The sequence below is a fragment of the Paenibacillus sp. NPDC055715 genome (genome assembly GCF_053617595.1).
The window spans coordinates 38,919-52,663 of sequence record NZ_JBSHGA010000011.1 but is presented as its reverse complement, the minus strand read 5'-3'; the positions used below and the strand labels follow the sequence as shown (position 1 = coordinate 52,663).

12 protein-coding genes are annotated in these 13,745 nt (G+C 49.4%); all 12 read right to left on the bottom strand.

All coding sequences use genetic code 11. The annotated features are described in order from the left end of the window. Positions 1–4: 4 nt before the first annotated feature. On the bottom strand, positions 5–1,627 hold the full coding sequence (locus ACWGOO_RS17745) for an anthranilate synthase component I family protein (RefSeq protein ID WP_452485551.1): 1,623 nt from the start codon (positions 1,625–1,627) through the stop codon (positions 5–7). Positions 1,628–1,758: 131 nt separating this feature from the next. Beyond that, positions 1,759–2,697, bottom strand: coding sequence for a cysteine synthase A (gene cysK / locus ACWGOO_RS17740; RefSeq protein WP_452485549.1), 939 nt, complete (start codon positions 2,695–2,697; stop codon positions 1,759–1,761). 98 nt (positions 2,698–2,795) lie between these two features. After that, positions 2,796–3,101 carry a hypothetical protein gene (locus ACWGOO_RS17735; RefSeq protein WP_452485547.1) on the bottom strand — a complete coding sequence of 102 codons (306 nt, stop codon included), beginning with the start codon at positions 3,099–3,101 and terminating at the stop codon, positions 2,796–2,798. A 20-nt stretch (positions 3,102–3,121) separates the two neighbouring features. Then, on the bottom strand, positions 3,122–4,006 hold the full coding sequence (gene hslO, locus ACWGOO_RS17730) for an Hsp33 family molecular chaperone HslO (protein ID WP_452485545.1): 885 nt from the start codon (positions 4,004–4,006) through the stop codon (positions 3,122–3,124). A gap of 222 nt (positions 4,007–4,228) precedes the next feature. Then, entirely contained in the window at positions 4,229–4,996 is a 768-nt protein-coding gene (locus tag ACWGOO_RS17725) for a type III pantothenate kinase (RefSeq protein ID WP_452485543.1), read from the bottom strand. 6 nt (positions 4,997–5,002) lie between these two features. Beyond that, on the bottom strand, positions 5,003–5,893 hold the full coding sequence (gene nadC, locus ACWGOO_RS17720; RefSeq protein WP_452485541.1) for a carboxylating nicotinate-nucleotide diphosphorylase: 891 nt from the start codon (positions 5,891–5,893) through the stop codon (positions 5,003–5,005). Then, positions 5,883–7,496 carry an L-aspartate oxidase gene (gene nadB, locus ACWGOO_RS17715; protein ID WP_452485539.1) on the bottom strand — a complete coding sequence of 538 codons (1,614 nt, stop codon included), beginning with the start codon at positions 7,494–7,496 and terminating at the stop codon, positions 5,883–5,885. The genes nadC and nadB overlap by 11 nt, the downstream gene beginning before the upstream one ends. 278 nt (positions 7,497–7,774) lie before the next feature. Beyond that, on the bottom strand, positions 7,775–9,814 hold the full coding sequence (gene ftsH / locus ACWGOO_RS17710; protein WP_452485537.1) for an ATP-dependent zinc metalloprotease FtsH: 2,040 nt from the start codon (positions 9,812–9,814) through the stop codon (positions 7,775–7,777). Positions 9,815–9,906: 92 nt separating this feature from the next. Beyond that, positions 9,907–10,446, bottom strand: a complete 540-nt coding sequence (gene hpt / locus ACWGOO_RS17705) for a hypoxanthine phosphoribosyltransferase (RefSeq protein WP_452485535.1) — start codon at positions 10,444–10,446, stop codon at positions 9,907–9,909. A 47-nt stretch (positions 10,447–10,493) separates the two neighbouring features. After that, positions 10,494–11,942, bottom strand: a complete 1,449-nt coding sequence (gene tilS, locus ACWGOO_RS17700; RefSeq protein ID WP_452485533.1) for a tRNA lysidine(34) synthetase TilS — start codon at positions 11,940–11,942, stop codon at positions 10,494–10,496. A 66-nt stretch (positions 11,943–12,008) separates the two neighbouring features. After that, positions 12,009–12,950, bottom strand: a complete 942-nt coding sequence (locus ACWGOO_RS17695; protein ID WP_452485587.1) for a protein kinase domain-containing protein — start codon at positions 12,948–12,950, stop codon at positions 12,009–12,011. Beyond that, positions 12,934–13,683 carry a hypothetical protein gene (locus ACWGOO_RS17690; RefSeq protein WP_452485532.1) on the bottom strand — a complete coding sequence of 250 codons (750 nt, stop codon included), beginning with the start codon at positions 13,681–13,683 and terminating at the stop codon, positions 12,934–12,936. The genes ACWGOO_RS17695 and ACWGOO_RS17690 overlap by 17 nt, the downstream gene beginning before the upstream one ends. Positions 13,684–13,745: the final 62 nt, after the last annotated feature.

The window sequence follows — 13,745 nt, the reverse complement described above, 5'->3', positions numbered from 1 at the left end:
CGACTCACCCTCCTGTGATACCGCTTTTGCTCAAAGCGGCTTCTTCTTCACCATATTGTACTGCCTTCATGACGGCTCTTGCCTTATTTCGGCACTCGCGATATTCCCTGTACGGGTCTGAGTCAATGACAATGCCTGCACCTGCCTGTAAATAGGCCGTGCTGCCTCTGACAGCTAGTGTTCTTATTATAATATTTAATTCCATATTTCCGTTATAGTCAATCCATCCCATGGACCCTGTATAAGGACCACGCCGGACAGGCTCTAATTCTTCAATGATTTCCATGGTGCGCACCTTGGGCGCTCCGGTAATAGTTCCCCCCGGAAAGGTAGCAGCGATCACATCTAAAGCGGTACGACCCGCGGCCAGCTTACCCTCTACTTGAGAAACGAGATGCATCACGTGCGAATAATACTCGACAGTCAGCAGCTCCGGCACATGCACCGTTCCGTATTCAGCAATCCGTCCGATATCATTGCGTTCCAGATCGACGAGCATAATATGCTCGGCACGCTCTTTTTCGCTCGATAGCAGCTCGGCGGCCATGACAGCATCCTCTTCCGGTGTCAGTCCTCGCCTTCTCGTACCTGCAATGGGACGCGCGCTGACGCGTCCATCCTCCAGCTTAACCAGCAATTCCGGCGAACCGCTGACGATTCGTAAATCCGGCATGCGGAGCAAGCCCATATAAGGGGAAGGGTTCAGCAGGCGAAGCCACTCATAGATATCCTCAGGTTGGGCTGCCAGCGTACGTTGCTGACGAATCGACAGGTTCACCTGAAACACGTCACCTTGTGCAATGTATTCCTGCACGCGCTTTACGGCGTGTTCAAAGTCCTCTTGGTTGAATGCTGCTTTCCAACCTTCTGCTTCGTGGTGAGCTACGAACGGCTCTTCTTCGGCAAGCCTTGTGCAACGGTGAATATAAGCAGGGTCAGATGCTCCGGCTTGTATGATGTTTTCCCACTGGGTCAGCATACGTTCTGCACGCTGGACAGCTTCTGCGTAATATTCGGAAAGTATGGCTTTCTGCTGATCCAAAGCGACATCATCGACATTGGCGGTGTTACTACTGACGGTATCCAAGTGAGTAGGTGCGGGCGTATGAACAGCGCAATAAATACGGTCTTCCTCATGATCATAGATCCATAGCTCGTTCACTTGCATCCATACATAGTCCGGTATGCCTGTATCGTCTGCTGCCTGTATCGATAAGCGCTCCAGTGAGCGAGCTACATCGTAGCCAAAATAACCGGCAAAGCCTCCAGTGAAAAAAGAAATACCCGGTACGCGCGGCGCACGGTAGGGAGCGATCCAGTCATTCATGGCGCTCAGCGGCTGACCGTGTATGAGATCACGCTTACCGCTTTTTAGATCGGTCCAAATTGCCTGCTCTCCCTTACCTTCCAATATAGCAACCGGATTTAAGCCCAGATAGGTATATCTCCCGCCTTTAGCACTCTCCAGTAAAATGGCATAGGGTGACGAATCCTCCCATGCCTTCTGCCATGATAACGGTAAACCGTCCGCAGGTAATTGATACTCAGCAATATATGGGAGTATACTCCATCCTTCCTTTTGCCAGGCCTGCCACTGTGCCTCCGTTACTCTAGCTGTCGATTTCATGCGTGTGTGCTTCCCCTTCCCTTACTTTGCGCAAATTCTATATGCTACTTTTTTAAAAAGAATCCCCCACCCCCTGGCAACAGGGAAATGAGGGACTCTCCTTACATATAGTATACACAATTACGACGTAATTACAGCTCGAAATTATACAGTGGCGTACTCAGATAACGTTCACCATTACTTGGAACGATGACAACAATACGCTTGCCTTTGCCCAATTGCTTAGCCAGCTTCAAAGCCGCATGAACAGCCGCACCGGAGGAAATACCCGACAAGATGCCTTCTTCCTTGGCTACTGTACGCGCTACTTCGAAAGCTTCATCATTTTCTACATGGATAATTTCGTCATAGATATCACGGTTCAAAATTTCAGGAATAAAGTTGGCACCCAGTCCCTGAATTTTGTGAGGCCCTGGCTTACCACCAGCTAATAGTGGAGAAGAAGCCGGCTCTACAGCGACAATTTTAATTTCAGGGAATTCCTTCTTAAGCACTTCCCCTGCACCAGAAATAGTACCGCCTGTACCAATCCCGGCTACAAAACCGTCCAGGCTACCACCAATGGAGCGAATGGCTTCCACGATCTCGGGACCTGTCGTTTCACGATGAATCTTGACGTTGGCTTTGTTATTGAACTGCTCGGCAGCAAAATACTCCGGATTCTCACTCAGCAGCTCTTCCATTTTCTTAACAGATCCGTTCATGCCTTCCGATCCGGGTGTTAGCACAAGATCTGCTCCGTAAGCGCGCAGCAAGTTGCGACGCTCCAAGCTCATTGTTTCTGGCATAACGATTACTGCCTTGTAGCCCTTCGCAGCTGCAACCATAGCCAAGCCGATTCCTGTATTACCGCTGGTAGCTTCAATAATCGTACCGCCTGGTTTGAGCAGTCCTTCACGTTCGGCCTCTTCCACCATACTAATCGCGATGCGGTCTTTTACACTGGACCCCGGGTTCTGGTATTCCAGTTTCAAATAAATTTCTGCGCTATCTTCCGGTACGATCCGGTTAAGACGGACAAGAGGGGTCTCCCCGATAAGTTCGGTAACGTTATTGACGACTTTAGCCATGATAAGTTCCTCCCTGACATTGAATGTTATATTAAATTTTTGCCAAATCATATTGTTACTCAATCTCGGTTTTAATTCCCGATAAAAAAGGTTGGTTTTTAACGATAATCATAACAATCTTCAAATCCATTGTCAATACGACCCCTAAAAAACACGGCACCTCCAGCTCTGATTTTCAGCATCGCGCTTCCTTCAAACCAAAAACCGCTCACTCTGTTTATGGAGAAATGGAGGGCATATCTTTTCCAGAGGGGCAGCTTAAGCGAGTGCAAGCGAGCGGCGAATTTGCTGTCGAACCTGTTGTTCTTTATTAGCCCGCGAAGCATGATAAAACCACCCAAGGCGGCGACACTGACGGTCAGGATAATGACAGCAGTCCATAATCCTTTCTCCCGTGTAGTCATCGCTCGCACCGCCCATCCGGTTAGGCTTTGGCTTGATCTAACAGATTTTGCAATTCGTCTTTATTAAACTGATAAGCCTCATTACAGAAGTGGCACACGACCTCAGCCTGTCCCTCTTCCTCAATCAACTGCTCCAATTCGCTTTCTCCCATGCTGATTAATGTTTTTTCCACACGCTCTCCCGAGCATTCACATTGAAAATGAATATCCATTTCGTCGAGAATACGAACGTCTGGCAGCATCCAGCGCAGCATTTCATCAAGCTCTAAACCCTGATCCAACAGAGCTGTAACTGGCGGAATGGAGCCGACTGCATTTTCGATGGCCGTAATCTCATCATCATTCAAGCCCGGAAGCAATTGAATAATAAACCCGCCTGCTACGATAACTGAACCATCGGTATCCACCAGCACGCCCAAGCCCACCGCCGAAGGCGTCTGCTCCGATTTGGCAAAATAGTAAGTAAAATCTTCACCCAGCTCGCCAGAAATAATCGGGGTACTTCCCCGATATGGCTCTTTTAAACCCAAATCCTTGATGATATGAATAAAGCCCTCTGTTCCGACAGCACCTGCTACATCCAGTTTGCCCATACTGTTGCTCGGCAAATGTACATGCGGCTCGGACACATAGCCCCGCACCTCACCTACAGCGTTGGCATCAACGACGATCTGTCCGATTGGACCGTCACCTTTAACTTGAATGGTCAGTCGCTCTTTACCTTTTAGCATAGAACCCATAATGGCACCCGCTGTAAGCGTTCGTCCCAAAGCAGCGGTGGCGGTAGGATACGTATCATGTCTTCTCCGTAGTTCCTCCACCAGTTCAGTTGTCCGCACCGCAAAGGCTCTGACCCTTCCATCCAGAGCTGTACCACGAATAAGTCGATCCTGTTTCTTTTCCATATTAAGTTCCTCCCCTATTCTCAGAGCAGCTATATGCTGTGATTTTCGTTAGTGTATGTTTCCGCATAACTAAAGCATGATTTCCTGCTATATAAACAACCTGCATCGACAGATCACGCGAATCCTTCAAAAACGTAACATATTTCAGTATAGACGAAAAACGCCGCCAATCCAAACCGGTTTCATCTCCGGCTGGCCTCGGCGGCAGTTTATATCCATATTTTATTCAGCGTTACGTTGGTAAATGATACGTAATCCTTCCAGCGTTAACATCGGCAACACTTTCTGAATGCTCCGTGTCTCCGAGGCAATTAACTCGGCAAGACCCCCGGTAGCAATAACCGTGGGCTCTGCCTGCATCTCCTCCTTGATGCGCTCCACAATACCGTCCACTTGCCCTGCATAACCGAAAATGATCCCCGCCTGCATTGCATGAACCGTATTGCGACCGATGACCTTCTTGGGTTTCTCCAGCTCAATGCGAGGCAGCTTAGAAGCCCGTTGATACAGCGCCTCCGTCGATATCCCGATACCCGGCACAATGACTCCACCCAAGTAGTTTCCCTTGCCATCAATACAATCAAACGTCGTCGCCGTTCCGAAATCCACCACAACCAGAGGACCGCCATACCGCTCGACAGCAGCAACGGCGTTCACGATCCGGTCAGCCCCTACTTCACGCGGATTTTCATAACGCAGATTAAGACCGGTCTTAATTCCCGGTCCGACGATTAGGGGCGTTCTACCTATGTATTTGTTGCACATTTCCTCCAACACATGAACCAGCGGCGGAACGACTGAGGAGATAATGACCCCTTTTATATCATCCTTAAATACACCGCCCATACTAAAAAGATTATGTATGAGCACGCCGTATTCATCTGCGGTTGACTGTCTGGAGGTGCTGATCCGGTAATGATGCAGCAACTCGCGCCCCTGATACATCCCTAGCACAATATTGGTATTGCCCACATCCACTACAAGAATCAATCGGTGTCACCCATCTTTCTTTGCGTTAAGGTCAAGGCTGATATCCAGGTTATGAAAAGAGTACGTCAGCCTGCCTACAGAAATCACATCTACGCCGCTCTCAGCCATCGCACGCACCGTATCCAGCGATACATTGCCTGAAGCTTCCGTTTTGACATGTGGAGCTTGCTCCCGAATGAAACGAACGGCTTCCTTCATATCCTGAGCGGACATGTTATCCAGCATAATAATATCCGCTCCGGCATTCAGCGCTTCCTGAACCTGTTCCATGTTTTCCGTCTCTACTTCAATCGTCATCGTGTGCGGAATATGGGTACGTGCCCGGGTCACTGCCTGCATGATCCCACCCGCACCCTTGATATGATTATCCTTAATCATAACGGCATCGTACAAGCCAAACCGATGATTAGAACCGCCGCCCACACGAACAGCGTATTTTTCAAGCAACCGATGTCCCGGTGTTGTTTTTCGTGTATCCACCAAGCGGGTCGAAAGTCCATGAAGCTGGTCGACAAAAGATTTGGTTCGCGTCGCAATGCCGGACATCCGCTGAATCAAGTTTAGAGCCAAACGTTCTCCCGTCAGAATCGCATGGGTACTCCCTGTCACTTCTGCCAGAACGGTCCCCTGCTCAATCCATTGCCCATCGGTCACCAGTGAAGTGAAGGACAGTGAGGGGTCTACGACCCGAAACACGAGTTCTGCCACGGGCAAGCCCGCAACAACACCAGACTCCTTGGCATGGATTACCGCCTTGGATTGGTGATTCGACTCGATGGTCCAGCGTGTGGTCACATCGCCCGATCCTGTATCTTCTCGCAGCCAGCTGCGAATTTGTGCTGTCAGTTCTTCCTGATACCCGCTAAATTCTCCATAATGCTCGCTGTTAGATGTCATAAACGTACTCCTCTGTTATCCCTTGCTCACGTAGCTGCTGGACATGCTTGCGCCATACACCATCGTCTGCTATAGGGAAATCGTCACGGTAATGTGCTCCCCTGCTTTCCTCACGCATCAATGCCCCATCCGCGACCAGCAAACCACAGGTGAGCAAATTAGCAAACTCAATCTCTTCCTGGCTGGTCAGGACAACGCTGAAAACGGACATCTGCCTACGTAGCTGATCCAGTGCTGCTTGCAGCCCCTCCCCATTCCGACGCACTCCGACATAATGAACCATTGTTTCTTGCAGCTCAAGCTGCTGCTCTATGATAGACGAAGCCAGAGAGTCCACGCGGTTATCATTATAGGATATCAGCGTATGACCGGTCAGCGGCGGTAAAGAATGTAACCGCTCGACAATCCTGCTGCCGAATACGACCGCCTCAGATAAAGAATTACTCGCCAAACGATTAGCCCCGTGTACACCAGTGGAAGACACCTCACCACAAGCGAACAGACGTGCAAGGGTACTTTCTCCATGTAAATTGGTCTGGACACCGCCCATCATATAATGCGCAGCGGGCGCTATAGGGATCCAGTCCGCCGTTATATTAAGACCAAAGGACAGACATGTCCGATAAATGGTTGGAAACCGTTGCTTGATCCGTTCAGACGGTTCATGTGTAATATCAAGGTATACAAACGCAGCCTGCGTACGTTCCATTTCATGAACGATGGCACGAGCTACAATATCCCTTGGTGCGAGTTCCTGTCGGGAATCATACTGCTCCATGAAACGCTCTCCATGAATATTGCGCAGCACAGCCCCTTCACCCCGCACGGCTTCGGAAATCAGAAATCTTGGAGCACCCGGATGGCACAACGCTGTCGGATGAAACTGTATAAATTCCATATCCTGCACAGCTGCCCCGGCGCGATATGCCATAGCAACCCCGTCCCCGGTCGCGATATCAGGATTGGTCGTATATCGAAATAATTGTCCGCCGCCCCCGGAGCATAAAATCGTTGCATTCGCAGTGACATATAATCGTTCGCCATTCGGCTTTTGAACCAGAGCGCCGATGCACTCGCCATGCTCGGTCAGCAGGTCGATCACCATATGCTCGTTCCACACCTCGATAGCGGGATGATTAGCGACCTTCTCTGACAATGCACGAACAATTTCATAGCCCGTGGCATCCCCATTTGCATGCAAGATGCGCCGATGGCTATGTGCGCCTTCCTGTGTTAGCGCAAGCTCGCCATTCTCCCGGTCAAAGGCCGTCCCTAAACGTATTAATTCCTGTACACCGCCTGGACCCTCATGAACAAGAGCCTTGACCGCTTCCAGTTCACACAGACCTGCACCTGCAATCAGGGTATCTTGAATATGATAATCTGGTGCATCTTCATCCGAAGTGACAGCGGCGATGCCGCCTTGCGCATACCGGGTGTTGCTTTCCAACAATGCCTTCTTAGTAATTAGCAACACCCGCCGATTCTGCGCAGCCTTAATGGCCGTATATAAGCCCGCAATGCCGGAGCCGATAATCATCACGTCGGCTTCGAATGTGGACAATTCCGCTACGTCAAAATCAACTAGATATCTTGGAATCATGCCTTCACCTGTTTCACAGAGAATAGCGCACACCATAGGTTGTACAGTATGCGTTCACGGTATATGTTCAAATGAATTGAAAGTCGATTACAGCGTCGGCCCACTTTTATAGTCAAGCACACAAACAGCCGTTTATTTATCAATAAATGTACACAACGTTCCTCCGTCTGTCAAATCACCTTAGCTATATCTCCAGTATTTTAAAAAGCTCCGGAAAACCAATAGTTACTGGTTCCCCGGAGCTTTCATATACGCTTATTCAACGGTCAACTTGATAATCAAGTTGTTGTCGGTGGAGTGCCACCAGAGTTGCCCGAATTATTACCGTCCTCTGGCTTTTGCAGATTAGGAATATCATTCGGTTGATCCGTTGTATTCTTTGGCTCGTCATCCTTGCCTTGAATACGTACACGAACGTCTCCGATATTGTCGATCACAGGCTCACCATGTTCCGGTGTTCCTTCTCCCTCATTCGTGCTGCCGTCCAAAGAACCTGTCTCGATCAAACGTTTAATTTGCTCAAGCTCCAGGGTTTCTTCTACCAGCAAGGTTTGGGCAATCAAATGAACCTCTTTGGAATACTTGGTCAGGAGTTCTCTGGCACGCTCATAAGATTCGGTGATGAAACGGTTCATCTCCTGGTCAATCTGATAAGCGATCTGATCACTGTAGTTCTGCTCATGACCGATATCCCGTCCAAGGAATACCTGGCCTTGCGAAGTGCCGAACTGCATTGGACCGAGTCTCTCACTCATACCATATTCCACGATCATGCTGCGTGCAATGCTTGTTGCTTGTTGGAAGTCACTGTAGGCACCTGTTCCGATTTCACCAATAAACAGTTCCTCAGATACGCGTCCACCCAGCAAACCAGTAATTTTGTCCAGCAGTTCCTGCTTGGTCGTCAGCATGCGATCTTCCTTCGGAAGCATGATGACATATCCGCCTGCGCGTCCACGTGGAATAATCGTTACCTTGTGAACCATGTCGGCATTTTCCAAGAAGAAGCCTATAATCGTATGGCCTGCTTCGTGATAAGCTACAATCCGTTTCTCGCGGTCACTGATTACGCGGCTGCGTTTTTCTGTACCTACGATAACACGGTCGATCGCTTCATCCACTTCTTGCATCGAAATATCTTTACGGTTACGACGGGCTGCCAACAGCGCAGCTTCGTTCAACAGGTTTTCCAGATCAGCGCCTGTAAAGCCTGTTGTACGCTTCGCGATAACATCCATTTTAACATCTTTAGTTAATGGCTTGTTGCGTGCATGTACAAACAATACAGCTTCGCGGCCTTTAACGTCTGGGCGATCAACTGTAATTTGACGGTCAAAACGTCCCGGACGAAGCAATGCCGGATCCAGAATATCCGGACGGTTCGTTGCGGCCACGATGATAATACCTTCGTTCGCTCCGAATCCATCCATCTCAACGAGCAACTGGTTGAGCGTCTGCTCACGTTCATCATGTCCGCCACCCAATCCAGCGCCACGTTGACGTCCGACGGCATCAATTTCATCAATAAAAATGATGCATGGTGCGTTCTTTTTCGCGTTTTCGAACAAATCCCGCACACGGGAAGCGCCGACACCGACGAACATTTCTACAAAATCAGAACCTGAAATGCTGAAGAACGGTACTCCAGCTTCGCCTGCAACAGCTCTCGCCAAGAGTGTTTTACCAGTACCCGGAGGGCCCACTAACAGGACACCTTTTGGAATACGGGCGCCCACAGCTGCGAACTTACGCGGGTCCTTCAAGAATTCTACGACTTCAACAAGCTCTTGCTTCTCTTCGTCGGCTCCTGCCACGTCTTCGAAGGTAACTTTCTTCTTCTCTTCGTTATAAAGACGGGCTTTGCTCTTGCCGAAGTTCATAACTTTGCCGCCACCGCCCTGCGCCTGATTGAACAGGAAGAAGAACAACAGGAACATGATCACCAAAGGAACAATAGAAGTCAAGAACGTCAGCCAAATGCTTTCGCCTTCCATTTTCTTCTGTACGTATTCAAATCCGTTCGTTTCACTAGCATTAACCAATTCGGTTAAAGCAGAGTCCGTTGGCGGAACATACACAGAAAAATTGGTGGATTTGGCTGTAGACGGCTGCTTCTTATATGCACCGGTTACAAGATAGGCGTAACCGTCAAATTGGACCGTTACTTTAGAGATATTATTAGCTTTAATCTCTTGCCGTAATTGGTCATATCTAGGGAGATCGGAGGCTTCGCTACTATTGTTGACAAACTGAACGATACCCACCACAACTAAAAAAAGAATCAAATAAAAACCAGAATTCCGGATGAACCGATTCATCCCCTACCTCCTCTCGAAACACTTAAGTTATTTTACCATAGCCTACAAGCCCTTCTCAACAAAGGACCCCGTCCTAGGACTGGAGGCTGAGATTAGCTGGTGTAGATTTCCGGCTTCAAAATCCCTATGTATGGGAGGTTCCGGTAGTGCTCGGCATAATCCAGACCATAACCGACGACAAACGCATCCGGAAGAGTAAAGCCGGTATAATCAGCTTCAAGATTAACCGTCCGGCGGGCAGGTTTGTCAAACAAGGTCACGACACATACCGAATTGGCATTACGGTTCTTAAGCAGTTCAATCAAATGAGTCAACGTCAGGCCACTGTCGATAATATCTTCGACGATCAGAACGTCGCGTCCTTCAACCGAAGCGTCCAAATCCTTAATAATTTTAACGACGCCCGATGATTTGGTGGACACACCGTAACTGGATACAGCCATGAAATCAAGCTCCAGTGGTACTGTAATAGCTTTAACCAAATCCGCCATAAAGATAAACGCACCCTTCAGCACGCAGATCACCAACGGATTCTTTCCTTCGTATTGAACGCTGAGTTGTGCACCCAATTCCTTGATTTTACTCTGAATTTCTTCTACGCTGATCAATACTTCTTGAATATCATTCTGCAACGGTGTAAACCTCCTAAGTTTATACTATGAAAGCCGTTCCTGCGCAATTACCGATGCCCTGGACTCTCCTGTCTTTGCCATGACATATATATAACCGAAGACGTGTGCTTTTGCACCGCGGCATGTACAGAACGTCGCACGCCCGGAATCCAGAGAATAGCTCCGGAACGGTCGCAGACGACGGGAATAACGGGACGCAGCGAAGAAGGTATTTTTTCATCAATGAAAATTTCTTTAACCTTTTTCCTACCGTTTAATCCCATTACATACATGATATCTCCAGGTAATCGCGAGCGTATTGTCAATGGCAGGGCCAATTCATCCGCGTCGAAGCACGCTTCCTCCTCATTCAGCGGATTTGGCCCAGCTGAATAGGAAGTTCTTCGCCACCGAAGTATACCACCCGCCTCAGGCAATTCAAGCTCACCGGAAATAGGCAATACGTCCAGTCCATAGCACCATTCGCCCATAACACCTTGCGTACGATCAAACAAAACCGCTTGGTCATACTCGCGGACTCCAACCGCACCGCCGCCCAAGTCCAGACTCCACGTGGACGGCCGTTCCCGGAGAAGCCTCAGTCGAACGGTCTCAATTTTACGAAAATCTAAATTTTCACTGTCCGAAGGCAGATAATTCAATATTAGTTTAATCAACCTCCGTTGTAAAGCAACGGATAACTTGCGATAGGAAGCAATGGAGAACATATGCCTGCCATTAACCAAGTGTACTAATTCCTCGTATACCGCCAGCGTGGATGCCTCCATAAAATCATTTTCCTCAGCCATCGTTTCGGCCAGTCGGTTCAGGGACGGCGTCAATTGTTCATTATATTGCCCCAAAAAAGGAAGCACATCCATACGGATGGCGTTACGGCGGTATTTCGATAATAAATTGGTGCTATCTGTTACATAGGAAAGGTCATGAAACTTGCAGAACTCGATCAGGTCAGCCTTGTACATACGAAGCAACGGGCGAATGAGTTGCACATTTTTTTCCTTGCGTGTCAGCCGCATACCCGCCAGACCCGCCGGGCCGCTACCGCGCAGCAAGTGCAGAAGAACGGTTTCGGCCTGATCGTCCCCATGATGAGCCATCGCAATATGCTGTGCGGCCCACTTTGCAGCCATATCATGCAAAAAGGCATAGCGCAGCTCGCGAGCCGCTTCCTGCGGGCCCTTGCCGCTCTCCTTCATATAAGCGGGCACATCAACCCGAATCATTTCAAACGGAACCCCAAGTTTCTGGGCCATGTGGCGTACTTCCTCAGCCTCCGCATCCGATTCCTCCGGCCTGAAGCCATGATGGACGTGAGCACAGATGAGCTGCAAGGGCATATGTACGATGGATATCTCATGTAAAATGTGCAAAAGGGCCACCGAATCCGGCCCTCCGGATACAGCAACCACGATGCGGTTTCCGGGGCTCCACAGGGAATGATCACGCGCGAGGGCGAGCACTTCCTGTACAACACCGGTCGGTTTTGTTGTTCTCATTCACGACCCTCTTTTCTGCCGACCGTAAAAATCATGATCATCTGTTATGTTATGTAAGTCCTGCCGCTACCTTAGCGCAAACCAGAGCGCTCCAGCAAGCAGCAAAAGCGAGAGAGTGAAAGCATATCCTAGCCAGCGCGGATTTCCTCTTTTTACAGACGATTGCCTGACATACGCAGAAGCCAGACGCGACCAGGAACGAGCGGCCACACGAGTATCGGGATATTCTCCACGCACTGCACCCACCAGCCATTCGGCATAGGGTCGTAATACACGGCTACGACGAATGATGATGGTCAATTCCGCCGTATTACGCAGCTGTGGTAGCCTGTCTGCCGCTAATTTTAACGATTTGCCCTCCAATATATGAATAGTTAGGAGGGCAAAGGCAAACAGATCATACTGGGAATCGGCATTTCGACTGCCCGCATTCCAGAATCCCCTGTCATACCATTCTGTAAATTGCTTGACGCTCCGTCCTGCAAGGGACACCCCGCCATAATCAATCAACTCGGCTTCTCCATAGGCGTTGAGCAAAATATTCTGAGGCTTCAAATCGCCAAATACCCATCCTGCCTGATGCAAATCAGCCAAACGATTCAATATGCCGGTTCCAGCCACACCATACCATTCCGCTCCCTTGAGCGCCACAAAACGATGGAGCGGATCCCCCTTGACGTATCGCATGACATAAAAGGGTATTTCCCCACCGCTACGCAAGGATACATCGTCCACTTCGAATAAAAAGGGTGGATGTCCGTTTTGCTGGAGAGCGGATTGGGTTCCCTGCGACTGCAATGTGGTCAGCACGTTAATCTCCGATTGCAGATCAAGCGTGTTCTTCCCCATTTTCAGAGCAAATTGTCGATCTGCCTGTGCTTCTTTTACCAAATATACAGTTCCGTTCGCCCCCCGGCCCAGCAGACGCTGAATGACATAGCTGCTCCGCTTCCACTTGCCCTTGATGACCGTTCCGGGTGCAAGAACGGGATCAGACGACGTAGTCACCGAGCATCCCTTCTCCTTTGCCATAGGATTCTTCCATATCTTTCTGCTCCCCTAGTGTAACATATCGGTAATAATCAATCACTTGTAAAATGGCTGGACCCGTTGGCGTCGCTCCCTTCATCCGCAAACGGCCGAATATCGACTTGACCTGGCTAAGTTCAGAGGTCCAACCGATATCCATTACCGCATCTTCACCCATTCGTCCCCCAGGAAAATGAAAGACAGAAATACGACTAGGCCCGCTTCTGGACTGTAAACTGAGCAGCAAATCCCGAATGCTGTCTTCTACAGCAGGCAGCTTGGGCTTCATGCTCGCACTGGCATCAATGAGCAAAGCAATTTCCAAAGCGCTTGTTTCTGTCAGTTCATCCATCACCTCAACCACCTGTGCCCGTTTTGCCGGCGGCAGTTCACCGATATGTCGGGCGCCCCCCTCACCCAAAATATGCGTTAACTCTCTATTAACCGCCTGCTGAATCGTTTGAACCACCGTTTTGCGCGTCATCATCTGCATGGTCTGCGCCAACTGCTTCGTGCCTACGATTTGACTAAAACCTCCCCCCGCTCTAGCGATTTCCTGAATCTCCGTACTTCCAAGCTCGCCAATCGTCCCGTAATCTATGACTCCGGCTACGTTCACCGTAATGCCTTCCTGTAAAGCCTGAGCCGCCGCCATGACTGGACTGACACCCACATTAGAGCACCCGTCTGTAATGATCAAAATCTGCTTCATCGCTTTTTGACCTCCCGCTTCCTCGTAATCTATTCCGATAGATTCTATCTTTGCCGAATCTG